We start from the raw sequence: 20,200 nt of genomic DNA on the forward strand, positions 1-20,200 counted from the left end.
GGAGCGGGGGCGCGTTTCAGGAGCGGGCAGATCGCGTGATATCCTCGGGAAGTTGAGTTCTTCGGAACGCAGCGCTCGCGCGAGTGGCGGAATGGTAGACGCGCTGGCTTCAGGTGCCAGTGTCCTTACGGGCGTGGGGGTTCAAGTCCCCCCTCGCGCACGCGAGATTTTTATGAAACTGGCCCGGCTCCCTTCAGGAGACCGGGCCAGTTTCTATGTCTTCATATGTCGAGCTGTGTGAACGGGATACCCCGCACTACGCGACGCCACGGGTGTTCACCCAGCGACCACAGCATCCGGTCTTCGGGATCAAGGGCGAGATCCTCGCATCCGACGGGCAGCACAACCTCGTTGCGCTCGAGAGTCTCACCCGTGCCGCTCCACAGCGCGCCCGCTTTCAGATCACGGGATTGGGAGACGTAGCGGTGCTCTCCCCAGTGCACGGCACCCTGCATATGGCGGATGCCGGGGCGAGAGGTGTCGAGTTTCGTGAATCCCTCATCCCCAGTGGGAATCGTGAACTCGCCGATGCGACCCTTCTCGTCGTTGCGATACTCGCCGATGAGCACTCGAGGCAGCGATGTGCCGTCCGCATCGAACACGCGCCCCACGAACGAACACCGCAATGGAACGGGATGCACGCGGGTGCGGACGACGGCCAGAGCAGAGGCTCCATAGCCGCGTCCGTTCGCCCCGATGGCTCGTCGGGCATCGGCGCGCCCCAGACGGCGGACTGCGCGCATGTCGAACTCCCAGATGCCCTGCCCGGTTGCGGCGACGAAGAGCCGATCGCCGAACCAGGCAATTCCACCGGCGTGAATCTGCGCCGGGTGAATTCTGCCGTCGTCATCCTCGAATGTGAGGGCGATATCAACGAGCCGCGAGCGTTTCAGGTCGATCATGGAAACGCGGGATGCGAGGTGTCGACCACTCTTGTCTTTGCGGAACCAGCTGACCGCCACGACTCGTCGGCCCTGCCACGTACCCACGTCGATACCCTGCGGGTACCACTTTGCGGTGTACGTGCGTGCCGAGAGCCATTTCAGCTCTACGGGTTCGCCGCGCTTCTGCCACAACGGGCGCCAGATCGTTCCGAAGAGCCCGAGCATCTTCCTATCGTTGCTGATCGGAACGACCTGCGCCACTTGACCGTTATCTCAGCGGGCTGCCTCACTATCCTCCTTTTGATGGAGTCGTATCGCTAGCGGCAGGACTAGCTTCGTTACCGAAGGGAACGCCGAACGCATGAGCACTGAAACCACCGCCACCGCCGAGCAGGCACCCACCCGAAAAGAATGGCTGGGACTTGCCGTCCTGTCGATCGGGCTCGGCCTCATTGTGCTCGACGGCACCATCGTCGGCGTCGCGCTCCCCGCGATCATCGGCGACATCGGCCTCAACCTGACCGATGCGCAGTGGGTGAATAGCCTCTACGCGGTGCTGTTGGCGGCGCTGTTGCTCTCAACCGGGCGGCTCGCGGACCGTTGGGGACGCCGACTCATGTTCCTGATTGGACTTGCAGTCTTCGTCGGTGGCAGCATCCTGGCGGCAATGTCGGATGCTGCGGGCCCTCTCATCGCGGCTCGCGCCGTGCAGGCGATCGGGGCGGCGTTCATCATGCCATCCACGCTCTCGACCGTCAACGCGGTCTTCCGAGGCAAGTACCGCGCTGCGGCCTTCGGTGTGTGGGGCGCTGTCATCTCGGGTGCCGCCGCCGTCGGGCCGTTGGCCGGTGGAGCGCTCACCCAGTGGGTGTCGTGGCACTGGATCTTCCTCGTGAACATTCCGCTCGGCATTCTCGTGTTCATCGGGGCACTGCTGTTCGTGCCGAATACGCGCGGACGCAAGGGGCGCCCAGGCGCTGACGTCGACGGTGCGCTGCTCAGCGCGATCGGATTCGGCACGCTCGTGTTCGCCGTCATCGAAGGCCCAGAGCTGGGTTGGTGGAAACCCAAGGTCGAGTTGAATCTCTTCGGATGGGTGTGGCCAGCGGATGCCGCGATCTCGGCCGTGCCCATCGCATTCGCGATCGCGGCGGTGGCATTGACGCTTTTCGTCGTGTGGGAGCGTCACCGCGAAAACGTGCAGCGTGACGCCATCCTCGATCTGTCGCTCTTCACTCTCCCCACGTTCTCGTGGGGCAACGTGACGGCGGCGATGGTCGCCGTCGGCGAGTTCGCGATCATCTTCGTACTGCCGCTCTACCTGATCAATGCGCTCGGGCTCGACGTCATGGGCGCGGGACTCGTCCTCGCTGCGATGGCACTGGGTGCGTTTTTCTCCGGCGCATCCGCCCGGCACCTCGCCGCACGTTTCGGCTCGCCAGGTACCGTGCTCATTGGGCTGGCGCTTGAGGTCCTTGGCGTCGGCATCCTCGTTCTGATCATCAGCAGCACGACACCCGGTTGGCTCATTGCTATTCCGCTTGTCGTGTACGGCCTCGGCCTCGGCCTCGCGTCGGCGCAGCTGACCGGCACGGTGTTGCGTGATGTCCCGGTAGGGTCTCAGGTCAAGGATCGGCGACGCAGAGCACCGTGCGCCAGATCGGTTCGGCGCTGGGCACGGCTTTCGCTGGCGCGACGCTGTCCATTTCGCTCGCGCTCACGTTGCCTGCCGCACTGGATGCCGCAGGAATCACCGGGAAGACTGCCGACCAGCTCGCAACCACCACCCGACAGTCAGCCGGCACGACCATCAGCCAGCTGCGTGCAGAAGGCTCGGCCAGCAACCTGGGCGATCAGACCGCGAAGGCTGTCGAGGCGCTCGCGGCGGGCTTCACGGATGGCACCCGGCTGGCGTTGCTGATCGCCACCGTCTTCCTCGTTCTCGGTCTCGTCGGCGCATTGCGCCTGCGTCGCGCCGCGCGCTGAGGGCCAGCCGCGCCGCGCGCTGAAGCGCACAAAAGAAAATCGCGCCGCTGTCGGGGGAGCTCGATTCGCTCCAGCATCCGACAGCGACGCGATAGGACGACTTAACCTACTTGTCGAAAGCGTCCTTGATGTCGTCTCCGACCTTCTTCACGTTGGCCTTCGCCTGGTCTGCCTGACCCTCATGCTTGAGGTCGTCGTTGTTGGTGGCCTTGCCGAGGCCCTCCTTGGCGTTTCCGATGGCGTCTTCGGCTGCGTGCTTTGCCTTGTCTCCGATACCCATATGATCCATTCCTTTCGTAGCGGATCCGTGATCCGGTGTCTTCGACTCTTACATGCCAGATCAGTTGGTTTAAGGGGGTTGACGAACGTGGATTCGCTCGTTACAAGCGCCCAACGTCGATCAAACGATGGAGATTCGGCTCAACCTCTTGAGCGATGTCCGAGAGCACGCATCCTGGTGGGCTTGAGGCATGACAGCTTCTCGCGCGCGCTTCTCCGATCGGCTCACCTCTCGCCGCGGAGCATGGCTCTCCCTCGGCATCGTTCTTCTAGTCTTCGTGGCACTCTTCGGCATGTTCAGTCGGATCGACGGTCCCTCCGGAAATGAGACGGCGCCCCCAGACTCCGAGTCTTCTCAGGTGAGCGCGCTGCTAGACGATTTCCCGAACGCGGATGAGCAGTCCGTACTCATCGTCGCCACCCGCGAGGATGCCGCTGATCTCTCAACCGCCGACATCGCGGCACTGGAGAAGATGGTGCCCGCGCTCGACGCACACACCGGCCTTACGGCATCCGGCCCGAATGTGAGTGAGGATGGTGCGGCCGGCGTCATCGTCACGCCGATCACCGTCGGTGCTGACAACGCAGAGACTGCCGACATCATCAAAGAGTTGCGTTCATCCCTCTCGGCTCCAGGTGGCTTGATCTTGCAGGTCACTGGCGGACCGGCATTCGGTGCGGATGTCACCTCGGCATTCGACGGCGCTGACTTTACGTTGCTGCTGGTGACGATCCTGATCGTGGCGCTGCTGCTCATCATCACCTACCGCTCGCCCGTTCTCTGGCTGATCCCCCTCGTCGTGGTCGCGTTCGCCGATCAGCTCGCCAGCAAGGTGACCGGAGCAGTTGGTACGTGGCTCGACCTGCAGTTCGACTCCGGAATCATCAGCGTGCTCGTCTTCGGGGCTGGCACGAACTACGCACTGCTGCTGATCTCGCGCTACCGCGAAGAACTACTCACCCACCAAGATCACCGGCAGGCACTGAGCTCGGCCTGGCGGAAGACGGTTCCGGCCATCCTTGCCTCCAACATCACCGTTGTTCTCGCACTGCTCACGCTTGCGCTCGCCGTGATTCCCGGCACCCGCGGCCTCGGCATCTCATCAGCCGTCGGCCTGCTGATTGCGCTCGCCGCGGTGCTATTCGCTCTGCCGCCGCTGTTGGCGGTCTGCGGCCGCAAGGTGTTCTGGCCCTTCGTGCCGAAGGCAGGCAGCAGTGCGAAACAGGGCACGGTCTGGCACGGCATCGCCACTCGAGTGATGCGTCGCCCGTGGGTGAGCCTCGGTGCTGGCCTTGCGATCCTCGCCGTGATGGGGGCAGGCTTGTTCGGCACGTCGGTGGGTCTCAACCAGGTCGAGAAGTTCCGGGTGCAGTCGGAGTCGGCAGCGGGACTCGAAGTGCTCGCCGATCACTTCCCGCCCGGAGAATCGCAGCCCATCTTCGTCGTGGCGAACACTGCACAGGCTGATGACGTACTGACCGCAGTCGAAGACGTCGACGGTGTCGTGCGCGCACACGCCATCGCCGAGACCAACGACGGATCGCTGACGAAGATCATGGTCACCGGCGAATATGCTCCCAGCACTCCCGAGAGCCTTGCTCTGGTGAGCGAGCTGCGCGACGTCGCTCACGATGTGCCGGATGCTGACGCACTCGTCGGCGGCGCGGTCGCTACTGACCTGGATGCCAGGGCGGGAAATCAACAGGACCTGTTGGTGATCGCTCCACTCGTCCTCGCCGTGAGTTTCATCGTGTTGCTCGTACTGCTGCGCTCGATCGTGGCGCCTATCGTGCTGCTGCTGGTGAACCTTGCCAGCGCTGCCGCTGCCATTGGCCTCGGATCATGGCTCAGTCGGGTGCTGTTCGATCAGCCGGCGCTCGATCTTCAGGTGCCGCTACTGGCGTTCCTCTTCCTCGTTGCGTTGGGGATCGATTACACGATCTTCCTCGTGCATCGGGCGCGGGCTGAGGCTGCGGAGCATGGCACGCGAGAAGGCATGGTGCGCGCGGTCTCGCATACGGGCGCGGTCATCACCAGTGCCGGCATCGTGCTTGCCGCGGTGTTCGCCGCGCTCGGCGTGCTGCCGCTGGTGACACTAGGTCAGCTGGGCCTGATCGTCGGCGTAGGTGTGGTCGTCGACACGCTGATCGTGCGTACGGTGATCGTGCCTGCGCTCTTCGGAGTGCTGGGCGATCGCATCTGGTGGCCGCGCCGACCCGCCGATCGCATCGTCTGACGCGTGGGCCCTCGCCGCGGCATCCTGCGGTTTCGTGGTATCCCGCGGTTTCGGGGGAGGTGAGGCGACGGAATATGTATTCCGTGCTGTGCGCCCCATCTCCTCCCGAGACCTGCGATCCACGCAGGATCATCTCCCCAACTTCAACCCCTCGTATAGGGGACATGCGCACGGGGATTGATCGTCCCATCTTCCCCAGAAGACGGATTAACTTCCCCAGCCCGACGATCGGCGCATGTGATCGGGCCCCTCTAGTAGTTCAGTCCCCAATGGGCTATTCGAGAGGGCCACTATCTAGCATCTTGCCACGATCTTCTCAATTTGTCCCCCAAATGGGGGACAAGACATCTGGTTAGGTATTAGGGTGTTTTATGACGCACCCTCCGGTCGTCTTTGGCCCTCATCGCTCCCCCCGCGGTGAGGGCCGTTTTCTTTTTCGGGCACGTTGATCTCCATTCCGGCACGTGGCGAGTGTCTGTGCGGACATCGGGAGCGCCGCTGCTCGAATGTGCTGCTCATGCAACATTTGGGTTACCTTCTCGTCTGAGCCCTTCCGCGTGCGCGCTGCGCAGATATTGTGGGCATCGTCGGGGCACCCGGCATCGACAAAATTTCAAGCAGAACGGCAGTACATGAGTACCCAAGGCACGGTTAAGTGGTTCAACTCGGAAAAAGGCTTCGGCTTTATCTCCCCCGATGACGGCGGCGCTGACGTCTTCGCGCACTACTCCGCCATTGAAGCAAGCGGCTACCGCTCACTCGAAGAGAACCAGCGCGTTGAGTTCGAGGTGGCGCAGGGCCCCAAGGGCCTGCAGGCCGAAAACATTCGTCCCGTCTAACGGCGCGGCATACACACAGAACTCCCCGTCCGGAGCCGCCTTTCGCGTGCTCTGGTGGGGAGTTCTGTGCCTTTTCCGGGTGGATCAGCCCGGGTGGATCAGCCCGGGTGGATCAGCTCAGTATTTGGGCTCGCAGCTCCGCCACGGATGCCACGCGGAAAGCGGCTTCGTCGCCCTCGTGCTCGTTGCTGAAGCCCCATTCGACAAAGATCACCGGCACGTCGTTGGCATTGCCGCCGACGACGTCGTGGTGCCTGTCGCCGATCAATACCGGGCGCGAGGTGTCCGCTCCGCGTTCGCCGAGCCGACGCAGTGCCTCCGCGACGATGTCCGTCTTCGACGCAAGGGTGGATTCGTCCGGGGTCGCACCCACTGTCGTGAGGAACGCCGAGCGCAGCTCGAAGTGATCTACGAGAGCGTCGACCTGTATCTCTGGCTTCGAGCTCGCGGTCGCTTGTGGAATGCCGGCGGCGTGGACGTCCCGGACCAGTTCGACGATGCCGGGATAGGTCGCAACATCTCGGGTGTAGCCGTCGGCCTTGCCGAGCGTGCGGTAGAACGTGACAGCCTCAGCAGACTCGGCAGGCGTCATGCCCGCCTGATCCTGGAAGGAGTCGAACATCGGCGGCCCGATCCAGTGCACGAGATCGTCGCGCGTTGGCGCGGGGTGACCGAAGTGAGTCAGAGCGATCTCGAGGCGACGAAGGATGCCGACTGAGGCATCGATGATGGTGCCATCGACGTCCCACAGCACACAGGAATAGGGGGATTGGGGCATGCTTCAACCTAGATGTTGCCGTTCAGAACAGTCGCGGAACGCCCGATTCGAGGCCTTTCATATCGTCGTAGTCGAGCACCAGGCAGCGGATGCCGCGATCTTCGGCGAGCACGCGCGCCTGCGGCTTGATCTCCTGGGCGGCGAACACTCCCTGCACCGGAGCGAGGTGCGGATCGCGCCCGAGCAGCTCGAGGTAACGCGTGAGTTGCTCGACGCCGTCGATGTCGCCGCGCCGCTTGATCTCGACCGCGATGGCAGCGCCCGAGGCATCCCGCACCATCAGGTCAACCGGACCGATCGCCGTCGGGTACTCGCGGCGCACGAGTGTCGCGCCTTCGCTGATGAGTCCGACCTGTTCGGCGAGCAGCCGCTGCAGATCGGCTTCGACGCCGTCCTTCTGCAGGCCGGGATCGATACCGAGCTCGTGATTCGAGTCGTGCAGCACCTCGAAGATCTGCACACGCAGCGCATCGCCGGTCTTCTTGTGAGTGACGCGCCACACCTCGACGCGCCGGCGATCGACTCTTCTTCGCCGGGCTCCTCGTTGGTGAGGGTGCAGGGCGGGCTCATCCAGTTCAGTGGCTTGTAGCTGCCGCCATCGGAGTGCACGAGCAGACTCCCGTCACCCTTGTGCACGAGCAGACGCGTGGCAAGGGGCAGGTGGGCATTGAGCCGTCCGGTGTAGTTCACGGAACAGCGGGCGATGACGAGACGCACCCGACGAGCCTAACGGTCTTCACCGTGCCCGTGGTGCGTTCATAAACGCGAAGCGGTGGTGACCTTCAGCGGGCGCGCAGCGCCAGAGGCGAAGCCAGACAATGCGACGAGCGCAACGAGGATGAACAGCGTGTTCAGCAACCCGATGTGCTCGCTGATCATGCCGAGCACGGGTGGGCCGCCGAGGAAGGCGACGTATCCGATGGTGGCGGTGGCGCTCACGCGTGCCGCGGCCTTCTCCGGATCATCCGCCGCTGCCGACATGCCAAGGGGGAAGCCGAGTGACGCACCCATACCCCAGAGCGCGGCACCCACGAATACGAAGGGCAGCGAGGGGGCGAGGATAAACATCAGGATGCCGGTCGCCGCGGCGCCGGCGAGAATCCGCAGCACGAGCACCCGCCCGAAGCGGTCGACGAGCGGTCCGCCGAACACCCGCACCAGAGTCATGCACACGGCGAAAACGGTGAGTGCGGCCGCGCCCATGGCGGTGCCGCCGCCGTGATCCTCTGCGGTGCCCAGTGCCAGCCAGTCGTTCGCGCCGCCCTCGGCGAATGACATTCCGAGAAGGATGAGGCCGAGTGCGTAGGTGCGCGGTTCGCGCCAGGCCGAAAGCGCGACATGCATGCGTTCGCGCCAGTGCGGCTTATCGCCGGCGGGCGCCGGATCGAGCGTTGCCTCGCGGTTCGGCACGTTCGCGATGCAGACGAAGGCGCCGACGAAGATGATGGCGGCGACGATGACGGCGTGCGCGATCACGGAGACATGGGCGGTTGCAGCCGCCCAGCCCAGTCCCGCGCCGATGACGGTGCCGAAGCTGAAGAAGGCGTGGAACAGTGGCAGGATCGTCTTCCCGGCCTTCTGCTCGATGGCTGTTCCCTCGACGTTCATCATGATGTCGAGGCATCCGTTGCCGAATCCGAAGAGCACAAGACCGACGATGACGAGCGGGAACGATTGGAACACCGTGGTGCCGACACCGATCACGGCGAGGCCCAGCGCCAGCGTGATCATTACACTCAGCATCCCGCGTCGTGCACCGGTGCGCGCCATGACTGCGGGGCTCGCTGAGATACCGAGGATCGAGGCGATTCCCATGCCGAGCAGCAGCAGGCCGATCTGTGCGTTATCGACGCCGAGCGAGATTTTGATGTCCGGCACGCGGGAGGCCCACGTCGCGATGGAGAGTCCGCTGGCAAGGAAGATCGCGAAGATCGCGTTGCGCCAACGAACGTACTGCGAGCGATTGAGGGCAAAGTCCATGAGAGAGAGCGTATCGAATCGATTCGATTTCCGGAAATATTTCGGGCTATCCTCGAATCATGGCTTCGTCTTCCGCCCCACGTCGCGCGACTCTCGCCGACGTGGCGCGCGCAGCAGGTGTATCGACCTCGACGGCCTCCGTCGTGTTCAGCGGCAAGACGAAGGTGTCGGATGCCACGAGCGAGCGGGTCCGCGCCACGGCAGTGGATCTCGGCTACCTCGGCCCAGATCCACGTGCGGCGTCTCTCAGGCGCGGACGCAGTGGGATTGTGGCCGTGGTTCTGGAGGGTCAGCTGCGCACAGCGTTTCTCGATCCGGTGACCATTCCCATGATGGACGGGCTCACCGATGGCCTTGCTTCGCTGGGTGCAGGGGTTCTGCTGCTGCGCGATGAGCCGGGGGAAGACGAGGCATCACCGCTCACGACGGCGCCGGTCGACGCGGTCGTGCTGATCGGATGCTCCGGCCGCACCCGTGCGTCATTAGAGGTCGTCCGCTCGAGAGGACTGCCTGTCGTCGTGATCGAGGGGGACGCGGGCGAGGGGGTCCCGCAGATCTCTCTCGATAACCGCGAGGCGGCGAACGGCCTCGCCCGGCACATCCGCCGGCTCGGCCACGAAAGAGTCGCGACTGTGACGCTGCCGCTCGACAGCTACCGTGAGCGCGGCGTGGTCAACGCCGAACGCCTGGCGCGGGCGAGCGTTGACGTCACGATCGACCGGCTTGCCGGGGTGCGCGAGGTGTACCCGGACGCGTTAGCGGTCTCTGCCGGAAGCAGTTCCATCGACGAGGGAGTGATCGCGGGGCGAGCGCTTCTCGCAGACTCTTCGACGCGACCGACCGCTGTTCTTGCCCAAAGCGATCTGCTTGCCGTCGGCGTGATCCGGGCGGCCGAAGAGCTTGGACTGCGAGTGCCGGAAGATATTAGCGTCGCCGGTTTTGACGGCATCACGCTCGACGGTATGGGACCGCACGTGCTGACCACGATGGTGCAGCCAGCAGTGGAGAAGGGCCGGGCCGCGGGAGAACAGATCGCGCGGATGCTCCGCGGCGAGCACGCGGCATCGTTGCACTTCACCTGCCGCTTCCGGGCCGGCACGACGACTGCGCAGCCGCCCGCCTAACCCGGCCCGAAAATTGGGCTCCGCGCGGGACGACGCTACCGCCGGGTAAACTGTGAAGAACCTGCCCGCCTGTGCCGTGAAGGCCGACGTGCCATTGAGGAGCCGCCGATGCTGTTGCTCCTCGCTGTGTTCCTGCTCGGGTCTCTCCTTCTCCCGTTGCTGGTCCGGTGGCTTGGCGCGCAGGCGTTCGCGATCGCGGCTCTTATTCCCGCAGCGGCATTCGTTCAGGCACTGATGATGACGCCGCAGGTGCTGGGTGATGATCCAGCGCCGTTCGAGGCGGTGGAATGGATCCCACAGCTGGGTCTAAATCTCTCCATGCACATGGACGTACTCAGCTGGGTGCTTACCCTGATTGTCACCGGCGTGGGCGCGCTCGTGCTGCTCTATTGCCGCTGGTACTTCTTTGACGACGTCACTGATCTTGGTCAGTTTGCTGGCGTTCTGCTCGGCTTCGCTGGCGCGATGTACGGCCTCGTTCTCACCGATGACCTGGTCATGCTCGTGATGTTCTGGGAAGTCACCAGCATCCTGTCTTACCTGTTGATCGGCCACTACCGCCGCCGCGCTGCCAGCCGTCGTGCTGCGTTGCAGGCACTTCTCGTGACGACGCTCGGCGGACTGATCATGTTCGTTGGCGTCGTGATTCTGGTCGTTGGGGCCGGTACCTCGAGCATCACCGAGATCCTCGAGCTCGCCCCCAGCGGCCCGCTCGTTAATGCCGCGATCGTGATGCTGCTGATCGGTGCGCTGAGCAAATCGGCAATCTTCCCGTTCCACTTCTGGCTCCCGGGTGCGATGGCAGCACCAACGCCCGTGAGCGCCTACCTGCATGCTGCGGCCATGGTCAAGGCTGGCATCTACCTCATTGCGCGATTCGCGCCGATCTTCGCGCTGTCGGATACGTGGCGTCCGATCGTGGTCTCCCTGGGCGTGTTCACGATGCTGCTCGGCGGTATTCAGGCTCTGCGCGAAACCGACCTCAAGCGCATTCTCGCGTTCGGTACAGTCAGTCAGCTGGGCTTCTTCACCGTTGTGGTCGGCTACGGCACGCAAGCCACCGCACTCGCAGGGATTGCGCTGGTGATCGGCCACGCACTATTCAAGTCCGCACTGTTCTTGATCGTGGGTGTTATCGACCGTCAGCTCTCCACGCGTGACATCGATGAGCTCTCCGGCGTGGGCAGACAGGCGCCGGTAATGGCGACGGTCGCGTTCATCTCCGTGGCATCGATGGCCGGCATCGCTCCGACCATCGGCTTCGTCGGTAAGGAGTCGGCCCTCACGGGCCTGCTCGACGATGCAATGGGTGGTTCAGTGTGGGGACTCGTTGCGCTGATCGGCGTCATCCTCGGATCTATTCTCACTACGGCATACGGCGTGCGCTTTCTGTGGGGGGCCTTCTGGAAGAAGCGCGATAAGCAGGGTGAGCGCGTGGCAGACACGCCTTGGCCCGACCCTCCCGTCGGATTCCTCTCGGCGCCGATCATCCTGGCGGGGCTCACGCTCGCCGCCGGCATCGGAGCCCCTGCCGTCGACGTTGCGCTCAATGGCTACGCAATCACCGCGATCCCCGGTTTGGATGCCGAGGGGGCAGCGACCGAGGGTCCGGGGCATCTTGCCCTTTGGCACGGGTTCGAGCCCGCTCTTGGAATCTCGGCAGTCGCGATTCTTTTGGGTATCGGACTGTTCCTGCTCACGCGTCGCACTGGCTGGGACCGCAAGCCACGTGTGTTGAAGTTCACCGCCGCCGATGCGTACTACTACGTCATGCGCGGCGTTGACCGCCTGTCCGTGATCACGACGACATTCACTCAGCGAGGCTCGCTGCCGGTGTATGTCGGAACGATCTTCGTCGTTTTTTGTCGCGGCCGAGATCACCGCGCTGCTCGCCAGCGACGTCGATCAGCTGAATCTGTCGGCCTGGCACACGCCGACCCAGATCGCCGTCGCGCCGATCATGGCCATCGCTGCGATCTTCGCCGTGCAGGCGCGGAAGCGCTACACCGGCGTCGTGCTTGTCTCGGTCACGGGGCTCGGCATGGTCGCGCTCTTTGCGACGAGCGGGGCGCCCGACCTCGCGCTCACGCAGATTCTCGTGGAGACCGTCACGATGGTGCGTTCGCGCTCGTGCTTCGGCGGCTGCGTCGCGGATGGGTGAGCACAACGCTTCGGTATCGCGCATCCCGCGTGCGGTCCTTGCAATCGCCGTCGGCGTGACGATGGCGTTCATCGCGGTTGTCGCAACACAAGCCCGGATCACGGAGCCGATCTCGCTCTCCTTCGCCGAGCTCGCCTATGAGATCGGCCATGGCAAGAACGTCGTGAATGTCGCTCTCGTTGACCTGCGCGGCTGGGACACCATGGGAGAGCTGTCCGTTCTGGTGCTCGCAGCCACCGGTGTGGCATCCCTCGTGTTCGTCAGCCACCGCGCCGACATGCTTTCGCAGCGTCCGGCACTGCCGAAGCGGCTGCGCCGCAAGGCGCGAATTTCACCGCTGGTCGAAACGACCGAGGGCGTCCGTTTCCAGACCGCCGAGAACCGCAGCAACCCGCGTGCCTGGCTCGTCGGCGGGCAGCAGATGAAGCCCGAAAACCGCTCGATTCTGCTCGAGGTGATCGTCCGTATCCTCTTCCACACCATCATCGTGGTGTCGATCTATTTGCTCTTCGCGGGGCACAACGGCCCCGGTGGCGGCTTCGCGGGCGGCCTCGTCGCCGGCATGGCGCTTGTTATGCGTTACATCGCCGGCGGACGCTGGGAGTTGGGCGCCGCGGCCCCGACGGATGCTGGTCGCCTGCTGGGCGCCGGACTCATCCTTGCCGTCGGCACCGCGGTCGTTCCGCTGTTCTTCGGCCTCGCGCCGCTCACCAGCTCGTTCTGGGAGTGGGAAGTTCCGGGGATCGGGCACATGGAGTTCGTCACGTCGACGATCTTCGATGCCGGGGTCTACCTCGTCGTCATCGGCCTCGTGCTCGACGTGCTTCGCAGCCTCGGCGCCGAGGTCGACAAGCAGGCACAGCAGATGCGCACGCGGGGGGTGAGTAGCTGATGGATGTTTCGATCACCCTCATCCTCGTGATGGCTGTGCTCTTCGCGTGTGGCACCTACGCCATGCTCGAGCGCAGCCTGACCCGTGTGCTCATAGGGTTCCTGCTGCTCGGAAACGCCACAAACCTGCTGCTGATGATTGTGATGGGCGTGCCGGGCAACGCACCGTTCTACGGCGAGATCGACACGAGCGACCCGCTGCCGCAGGCGCTGACGCTCACTGCTATCGTCATCACGTTTGCCGTCTCCGCGTTCCTGCTCGCTCTCATCTACCGGTCATGGCAGCTCGGTCAGGCCGACACCGTCGAGGATGACGAGGCCGACATCGCCCTGCGCGAACGTACCGACGCGGACGAAGACGTCATGGACGACGAAGACGACGTGGAAGAGGAAGAAGCGACCACCGACTTCGTCGGAGTGCACACCGCGCCGATCACTGTGCTGCACATGCGCGATCATCCTTCGATCCACGACGATGCACCCACGGATCGACCAGCGGCCGCGAAGGCTGACACTGCGCCTTCGATCCCCGACCCTGCCGAAGAGGAGGACCGCCCGTGACCGCGCTTGTCCCTCTTCTCGTCGCACTTCCGCTTCTCGGCGCGGCCATCACCTTGGTATTCGGCCGCAGCCCGCGCCTGCAGATGTTCGTCACCGTCGCGACGCTCGCCGCCGTGGCGATCATCGCGGCAATCCTGCTTGTCGCGGTCGACGGTGGGACTCCGCTTGCGGTGTCGGTGGGCGGATGGCCGGTTCCGTTCGGAATCGTGCTCTACGTCGATCGACTCGCCGCACTGCTGGTCCTGATCTCCAGCATCGTGCTGCTCGCCGTGCTCCTGTTTTCCATTGGTCAGGGTGCGGCCGACGGCACGGACGAGACTCCGATTTCGATCTTCAATCCGTCGTATCTGATCCTCGCGGCCGGCATCTTCAATGCTTTCATCGCGGGCGACCTGTTCAACCTCTATGTGGGCTTTGAGATTCTGCTCGTCGCCTCATATGTGCTGATTACGCTGGGCAGTACGGAGTCCCGTATCCGCACCGGCGCGGTATATATCGTCGTCTCGTTGGTGTCGTCGATCATCTTCCTCGCCGCGATCGCGATGATCTACGGGGCGTTGGGCACCGTGAACATGGCGCAGATCGCCGAGCGGATGACGGAGCTTCCGCAGGAGACGCAGCTCGTGCTGCACCTGATGCTGGTCGTCGCGTTCGGAATCAAGGCCGCGATCTTCCCGGTGTCGTTCTGGCTCCCGGACTCGTACCCGACCGCACCGGCGCCGGTAACTGCGGTTTTCGCCGGCCTGCTGACCAAGGTCGGCGTGTATGCGCTGATCCGCACCGAGACGCAGCTGTTCGCCGAGAACAGCATCAACACGCTGCTGCTGATCGTCGCGCTCGCCACCATGGTCATCGGTGTTCTCGGTGCGGTGGCGCAGGCCGAGTTGAAGCGAATCCTTTCGTTCACGCTCGTCAGCCACGTGGGCTACATGATCTTCGGTCTCGCGATTGCTACTCCAGCAGCGATCGGCGCGACGGTGTACTACATCGTCCACCACATCGTCGTCCAGACCACTCTCTTCCTCGCCGTCGGCCTCATCGAGCGTCGTGCCGGGAGCACGTCGATCCTGCGCGTCAAGGGACTATTGAAGGCCGCACCGCTGCTGGCCGTGCTCTACTTCGTGCCCGCCATCAACCTGGGTGGCCTCCCACCCTTCTCCGGATTCATCGGCAAATTCGCGCTCTTCGAGGCCGCGGCATCCGTCGGCACTCCGATCATGATGGTGCTGATCTTTGGCGGCATCCTGACGTCACTCCTGACCCTCTATGCGCTCATGCGCGCATGGAACCTTGCGTTCTGGCGCGAAGAAGAAGACTTGACCGAGACCGACGGACGCATCTCCTACCTCGGTAACGCTCCGGCTGCCGACGAGCACCAAGAGCGTCGTCGCATCCCGAAGATCATGACGCTCGCGACGGGCGGGATGGTCGGCGTGACACTGATGCTGACGGTCTTCGCTGGTCCTCTTTACGCACTGTGTGACCGTATCGGCGACTCGTTGCTGCAGCCGGTTAACCTGGTGCAGCTCGAAGAGGAGGTGTCTCCGTGAGTCCTGAGACGCGCCGCCATCTGTTGCATGACGTGTGGCTGCAGGTGCCCTTCCTGGTCTGGCTGATCCTGTTGTGGATGCTGCTGTGGAACCAGTTCACCGTGCTCTCGCTCGTCAGCGGCCTTGTCGTTGCCGTCTTCGTCACGCGGGTGTTCCGCCTGCCGACGATCGAACTCTCCGGCCGGATCAACGTCTGGTATACGGCATCGTTTATCGTGAAGTTCTTGTTCGCAGTGCTGCGCGGGGCGATTGCGGTCACGATCCAGGTATTCGACTTCCGGCATCAGCCGGGCGCCGCCATCATGGCCGTGCCGCTGAAGTATGCGGATGACCTGATCATGACCCACGTCTCGGTGACATCGTCGCTGATCCCCGGATCTCTCGTCGTTGAAACAGACCGTGACCGCGGCATCCTGTACCTGCACGTGATCGGGGTGCGGAGCCGCGCGGATGTGGACAAGCAGCGTGAAGGTGTGCTCCGCTGGGAGCGAAGGATCGTCCGGGCGCTCGGCAGCCCTGCGCAGTATCGTGCGCTGAAGGAAGACGAACGCGCGGGAGGTGTGCGGTGAACATCCTCATGGGCGCGATCGTGGTGGTCTTCGGCATCGCTGCGATTCTGACGGTGTTTCGGATCATCCGCGGCCCGTCGATTCTTGACCGTGCTGTGGCATCCGACGTTCTGCTCACCGAGGTGATGTGTGTTCTGGGCGCAGAGATGGCGATCAACGGGCACACCCGCAACATCCCGGTGCTGCTCATCATCGCGGCGGTCGGCGTGTTCGGATCGATCTCGGTCGCTCGGTATGTGGCGCGAAGGGACAACACGACATCATGAACGTGCTCGGTTTCGAGATTCCGGATGCCATCATCAATGTGGCGGTGCTGGTGCTGATCCTGCTCGGCGCGGTGCTGTGTCTTTCTGCCGCCGTGGGGCTGCTGCACTTTCGCGACGTTCCCTCGCGGTTGCACGCCGCGACGAAGCCGCAGGTGCTCGGGATCATCTTTATCTGTCTGGCGATTGCGCTGTCGCAGCGTTCGGTTGGCGGCATTCTGCTCGGGCTCGCGCTGGTCGCGCCCATCGTGCTGATGCAGTTCGCGACAGCCCCGCTGTCGGCGCACATGGTCGGACGACAGGCCTACCGTAACGGCACGACCGGAGAGCGTCGACTGGTGGTCGACGAACTCGCGGAGTCGAAGCAGACGCCACCTGGGGCGGGCTAGACGCCCGCAGGGTGGCAGCTACGAGGGGGAGATGTGAACGCACAGCCGGGTTGGTATGACGCCGGAGTTCCTGGACAGGAACGCTGGTGGGACGGCACGCAATGGACCGCGCACGAGCGCGCGGTGGTGGTGGCTGCGCAGGCGGTTCAGGCGGTTCAGGCTCAGCAGCCGGTTCAGGCGCAGTATGCGGCGCCTGTCGCGCAGGCCGCGCCGATGGGCTGGTTCCCCGTGGTCGGTACATCGGACGTCCGCTGGTGGGATGGTGGCGGCTGGACCCCGTACCGCCTTCGTGATGGCAAGTCGCGCCCGGATGCCTTCGCCATTGAACCCGCGTCTACCGGGATGACGCTGGGAATTCTTTTCATCGTCCTGGGTTTCACGCAGTTCAACACGTACAGCCTCTCGGGTCAGCCAGGCTTGGCGATCACACCCGTGCTGTTCTTGGCGAGCGGCGTCATCTGGCTGATCGGAAGTTTCCGCGTCAGTCAACTGAAGAAGCTCTCTGTTCCGTCGACTGTGCCGGTGTTTGACCCTTCGACGCGACCACTGCCTGGCGAGGCTGAGGGTGCCGGTGCCGGCTGGTATCCGGTCGCAGGTCGGGTCACGCGCTGGTGGACCGGAACCCAGTGGAGCCACTACGTCGGGCAGAAGTTCGGGGTGCGGCCGGCGCACGCCGGCGCCCGCGGCTACCGCGTCTCGATGATTGCGGGCTGGGTCCTTGCGGGGGTTGGTGCGTTGGGCGTAGTGCTCGGAATAGCCATGATCGCTCTGCTGGACAGGTGGGTGGGTGTCGCCGTTATCATCCCCGCGGTGATCCTCGGCCTCGCGGGCGGTCTGATCGTGCTGCTGACGTACATCCGCCGCTACACGATGATTCTGCCGACGCAGGCCCCGCCGCTGCGCTGAGCGCCCCGCCCGCCCGCTCGCCTGCGCGGCCCCCGCGCGCCCGCCCGCGCTGTTGTGCATAACTCCTCCACAAACGGACGCTTCCGGCCGCATCGGGCGCGATCGGGCCCGAACTCGCCCGATCTGGAGGAGTTGTGAACCACGCGTCCGCCGCATCGGCCACCTCTACTCTTGCTGCACAAATTCGGGTTGTCCGAACCTATCCCCGATCCGTGGAAACAGGCGTACCGCGTACCGGAGCACTGTCGACACTTCTGGAATGGGAGAGAAGCAGAAGACAGTGGTTGAACGCGCTCGAGACGCATACGTGCAAGTTGTATTCACGCGCGCGGAGCTGCTCCAGACTGGATCCAGCGGGCGGGACATCACCGCCGCGGTGAGATCGGGTCGGCCACGATGTGGCAGAGGCTGTACGAATCGGCGGTCGGCTGTCGTGCTTGTCTCTACTGAAGGCGATAGGCATCTTTGTACTGGCCTGTCCGCACCTTCATGTGCACATCGATCGCGGCACATCCCGAATTCGCGCGCCGAAGAACGACGCGACGAAGTTGCATTGGAATGCCGCGCTCGACGCTGACTCGACACTTGGCGCCGAGACGATGCACGCGGTTGCTTTGCAGGTCGCGGTGCGGGAGGCAGTGCGCTGTCAGTCGCCGCGAGCAGCCCTCGCCACGCTGGACAGCGTGCTGCATCACTCCCTGATGTCGCCGGCGCAACTTGAGGCCGTGTTCGCGCTGCTCCCGAAGCGGTACCGTGTGCTGCTCTCGCTGGTCGATGCCTCGGCGGCTTCTGGACCAGAGACATTCATGCGGCTGATCCTGCGTGGGCTGGGCCTGAAGTACGAAACTCAGGTATTCCTGCCCGGCGTTGGCTACGTCGATTTCCTCGTTGAGGGTTGGCTCATCATCGAGTGCGACAGCAAAGAGTGGCACGAGGGTTGGGAGAAACAAGTCGAAGATCGACATCGCGACATGGCCGCAGCGAAACTCGGGTGCGTCACCCTCCGCCCGCTCGCAACTGAGATCATGCGAGACACGGCGGGGACGAAGGTCAATTGCCGCGGCAGTGGCCGCTCTCGGGCCGCACTTCCCGCCGGTCGGCGTTCATAACTCCTCCAAAAACAGTGGAGCTCGGCCCGCTGCGCGTCGAAACGCCGTGCTCCCGGCAAGTTTGGAGGAGTTATGAACCAGAACAGCCCGCGACCCGCAGCTCAGAGGGACGCGGCGAACTCCGCGATCGTGTCGGCGGCGAACTCGGCGTCACTGATCAGGGTGCCGTGGCCGTGGTCGGGGACCTCGTGCATCTCGGCGGGCCCGGGAACGAGCTCGGTGATCTTGCGACACCACGACACCGGCGCGAGCGGATCGCGCTCGCCGCGCAGCACGAGCACAGGACACTTCACACGCGCATACGCCTTCTCGGGCTCGTGAACCACGGTTGCGCGAATCTTCCGGATCAAGTGCGGACCCCCGCGGAGATACTCCCGCCCGCCGCGCCACAGCACAGTCGGGCGCTCGCCGAGCAGATCCCGCAGCAGATACGTGGCTTGTTCCCGGATACTGCGCGTAGCGCTGTTCACGGTGGGACCCGCGAGCACGAGGCCGCCGATGAGGTCAGGATGCCGCGCCGCCAACTCCGCGCCGATCTGGCTGCCCATCGAGTGGCCGATGATCACGGCGTCCGAAACGTTTTATGCTGCGAAGAAATGCCGCGATCAGGTCGGCGTGCCGCTCCATGGTCAACGTACGGACCGGCTCAGGCGCCTCGCCGAATCCGGGCAGGTCGAGCGCGATGATGCGCCCGGATAGCCGCTCGACGAAGTCGAGGTAGACGCTGCGTCCCATGCCGATGCCGTGGATGAGTACGTACGGTCGCACGCCGGTACCGAAGTCCTCGGCGATCAGCGTCGCACCGCCGTGGACGAACTCAGTGACGGCTACCGGAACGCCTTCGGGCGCGAGGAGTGGAGATGGCACTAATCGACCATATCTCTCGCTCCTGCACGCACCGCTCAGCGCGCTTAGAGAACAGCCGACAAGAAGTCGCGCGTGCGCTGTTCCTGCGGGTTGCTGAAGATCTGCTCTGGCGTACCCTCTTCGACGATGCGTCCGCTGTCGAACATCAGCACCCGGTTGGATACATCGCGCGCGAACTGCATCTCGTGCGTCACGATCAGCATCGTCACATCGGTGTCGCGAGCGATATCGCGGAGAATGTTCAACACCTCGCCGACCACCTCAGGGTCAAGGGCGCTCGTGACTTCATCCAGCAGCAGGATCTCGGGTTCCATCGCGAGCGCGCGCGCGATGGCAACGCGCTGCTGCTGCCCACCCGACAGCTGAGTGGGGTGAGCGTTCTCCTTATCTGGCAACCCGACCTTCTCAAGCAGCGCCCGTCCGCGAACAAGCGCTTCAGTCTTCGACATCCCGAGCACATGCACCGGCGCCTCGATAATGTTCTCGATCACCGTCATGTTCGGGAACAGGTTGAACTGCTGAAAGACCATGCCGATGCGCTTTCGCATCTCGTTCTTGTGCTTCTCCTTCAGCTCGACGCGCTTGCCATCGCGCGAGAAGTGCGTGAGCGGCTTGCCGTCGATGAGGATGTAGCCGTCGTTTGCCTCTTCCAGCGTCATGACGAGACGGAGGATCGTGGTCTTGCCCGAGCCGCTCGGCCCGATCAGGGTCACTCGATCCCCGCGACGCACGGTGAAGTCGAGATCGTGAAGCACGACGTGGTCGCCGAAGCGCTTTTCGACCTTGTCGAACAGGATCGCCGGAACATCGCCTTCATCCAGGGTGAT

The 20,200-nt window shown here is 64.0% G+C and carries 17 protein-coding genes, 1 tRNA gene and 3 pseudogenes; 13 read left to right on the forward strand and 8 right to left on the reverse strand.

Annotated features, from left to right (window positions below):
• The first annotated feature begins 77 nt into the window (after nt 1-77).
• Nucleotides 78-160 (forward strand) — tRNA-Leu (locus DC31_RS14235).
• A gap of 61 nt (nt 161-221) precedes the next feature.
• On the opposite strand, the gene DC31_RS14240 is transcribed toward DC31_RS14235, so the two are convergent.
• Nucleotides 222-1,109, reverse strand: a complete 888-nt coding sequence (locus DC31_RS14240) for a hypothetical protein (protein ID WP_152545441.1) — start codon at nt 1,107-1,109, stop codon at nt 222-224.
• Between the two features lie 136 nt (nt 1,110-1,245).
• Between DC31_RS14240 and DC31_RS14245 the strand changes: the two are divergent.
• A pseudogene (locus DC31_RS14245) lies at nt 1,246-2,870 on the forward strand (MFS transporter).
• 106 nt (nt 2,871-2,976) lie between these two features.
• Here the strand turns inward: DC31_RS14245 and DC31_RS17805 are convergent.
• Complete coding sequence (locus tag DC31_RS17805) at nt 2,977-3,150, reverse strand: CsbD family protein (protein ID WP_081813876.1); 174 nt, start codon at nt 3,148-3,150, stop codon at nt 2,977-2,979.
• A 190-nt stretch (nt 3,151-3,340) separates the two neighbouring features.
• On the opposite strand from DC31_RS17805, the gene DC31_RS14250 reads away from it, so the two are divergent.
• Both DC31_RS14250 and DC31_RS14255 read left to right on the forward strand, forming a co-directional pair.
• Nucleotides 3,341-5,386 (forward strand): MMPL family transporter, encoded by a 2,046-nt coding sequence (locus DC31_RS14250; protein WP_036281060.1) that lies wholly within the window; start codon nt 3,341-3,343, stop codon nt 5,384-5,386.
• A 632-nt stretch (nt 5,387-6,018) separates the two neighbouring features.
• The gene (locus DC31_RS14255; RefSeq protein ID WP_036281062.1) at nt 6,019-6,225 is read left to right on the forward strand and encodes a cold-shock protein; all 207 of its coding nucleotides are present in this window, start codon (nt 6,019-6,021) and stop codon (nt 6,223-6,225) included.
• A gap of 112 nt (nt 6,226-6,337) precedes the next feature.
• On the opposite strand, the gene DC31_RS14260 is transcribed toward DC31_RS14255, so the two are convergent.
• From DC31_RS14260 to DC31_RS14270, 3 genes and pseudogenes are all read right to left on the reverse strand, one after another.
• Nucleotides 6,338-7,003, reverse strand: coding sequence for an HAD hydrolase-like protein (locus DC31_RS14260; RefSeq protein WP_036281064.1), 666 nt, complete (start codon nt 7,001-7,003; stop codon nt 6,338-6,340).
• A 22-nt stretch (nt 7,004-7,025) separates the two neighbouring features.
• Nucleotides 7,026-7,720 (reverse strand): annotated as a pseudogene (gene nucS, locus DC31_RS14265) (endonuclease NucS).
• Between the two features lie 39 nt (nt 7,721-7,759).
• Nucleotides 7,760-8,983: an MFS transporter gene (locus tag DC31_RS14270; protein WP_036281066.1), complete on the reverse strand. Its 1,224-nt coding sequence runs from the start codon at nt 8,981-8,983 to the stop codon at nt 7,760-7,762.
• Nucleotides 8,984-9,042: 59 nt separating this feature from the next.
• Here DC31_RS14270 and DC31_RS14275 point away from each other — a divergent pair, with 59 nt between their 5' ends.
• The 9 genes and pseudogenes from DC31_RS14275 to DC31_RS14315 all read left to right on the forward strand — a co-directional run bounded on the left by DC31_RS14275 (nt 9,043) and on the right by DC31_RS14315 (nt 18,506).
• Nucleotides 9,043-10,107 (forward strand): LacI family DNA-binding transcriptional regulator, encoded by a 1,065-nt coding sequence (locus tag DC31_RS14275; protein ID WP_036281068.1) that lies wholly within the window; start codon nt 9,043-9,045, stop codon nt 10,105-10,107.
• A gap of 108 nt (nt 10,108-10,215) precedes the next feature.
• Nucleotides 10,216-13,160, forward strand: a pseudogene (locus DC31_RS14280) (Na+/H+ antiporter subunit A).
• Nucleotides 13,160-13,720 (forward strand): Na(+)/H(+) antiporter subunit C, encoded by a 561-nt coding sequence (locus tag DC31_RS14285; protein ID WP_036281070.1) that lies wholly within the window; start codon nt 13,160-13,162, stop codon nt 13,718-13,720. The pseudogene DC31_RS14280 and the gene DC31_RS14285 overlap by 1 nt, the downstream one beginning before the upstream one ends.
• A complete protein-coding gene (locus tag DC31_RS14290; protein WP_036281072.1) occupies nt 13,717-15,270 on the forward strand; it encodes a Na+/H+ antiporter subunit D in 1,554 nt (517 codons plus the stop codon). The genes DC31_RS14285 and DC31_RS14290 overlap by 4 nt, the downstream gene beginning before the upstream one ends.
• The gene (locus tag DC31_RS14295) at nt 15,267-15,839 is read left to right on the forward strand and encodes a Na+/H+ antiporter subunit E (RefSeq protein WP_036281074.1); all 573 of its coding nucleotides are present in this window, start codon (nt 15,267-15,269) and stop codon (nt 15,837-15,839) included. Before DC31_RS14290 ends, DC31_RS14295 begins: the two co-directional genes overlap by 4 nt.
• Nucleotides 15,836-16,105, forward strand: a complete 270-nt coding sequence (locus tag DC31_RS14300) for a monovalent cation/H+ antiporter complex subunit F (protein WP_036281076.1) — start codon at nt 15,836-15,838, stop codon at nt 16,103-16,105. Before DC31_RS14295 ends, DC31_RS14300 begins: the two co-directional genes overlap by 4 nt.
• Nucleotides 16,102-16,491 (forward strand): monovalent cation/H(+) antiporter subunit G, encoded by a 390-nt coding sequence (mnhG, locus tag DC31_RS14305; RefSeq protein ID WP_036281077.1) that lies wholly within the window; start codon nt 16,102-16,104, stop codon nt 16,489-16,491. The genes DC31_RS14300 and mnhG overlap by 4 nt, the downstream gene beginning before the upstream one ends.
• Before the next feature lie 33 nt (nt 16,492-16,524).
• Nucleotides 16,525-17,397 (forward strand): DUF2510 domain-containing protein, encoded by an 873-nt coding sequence (locus DC31_RS18810; protein ID WP_036281079.1) that lies wholly within the window; start codon nt 16,525-16,527, stop codon nt 17,395-17,397.
• A gap of 437 nt (nt 17,398-17,834) precedes the next feature.
• The gene (locus DC31_RS14315) at nt 17,835-18,506 is read left to right on the forward strand and encodes a hypothetical protein (protein WP_152545442.1); all 672 of its coding nucleotides are present in this window, start codon (nt 17,835-17,837) and stop codon (nt 18,504-18,506) included.
• Nucleotides 18,507-18,607: 101 nt separating this feature from the next.
• Here DC31_RS14315 and DC31_RS14320 read toward each other — a convergent pair whose 3' ends face one another.
• From DC31_RS14320 to ehuA, 3 genes are read right to left on the reverse strand one after another with little or no spacing between them, the layout of a single operon-like run.
• Nucleotides 18,608-19,054 (reverse strand): alpha/beta fold hydrolase, encoded by a 447-nt coding sequence (locus DC31_RS14320; RefSeq protein ID WP_327036878.1) that lies wholly within the window; start codon nt 19,052-19,054, stop codon nt 18,608-18,610.
• Entirely contained in the window at nt 19,011-19,373 is a 363-nt protein-coding gene (locus DC31_RS20365; RefSeq protein ID WP_327036879.1) for an alpha/beta fold hydrolase, read from the reverse strand. The genes DC31_RS14320 and DC31_RS20365 overlap by 44 nt, the downstream gene beginning before the upstream one ends.
• A gap of 44 nt (nt 19,374-19,417) precedes the next feature.
• Entirely contained in the window at nt 19,418-20,200 is a 783-nt protein-coding gene (ehuA, locus tag DC31_RS14325; protein WP_442921911.1) for an ectoine/hydroxyectoine ABC transporter ATP-binding protein EhuA, read from the reverse strand.

The sequence above is a fragment of the Microbacterium sp. CH12i genome (genome assembly GCF_000685355.1).
Lineage (GTDB): Bacteria > Actinomycetota > Actinomycetes > Actinomycetales > Microbacteriaceae > Microbacterium.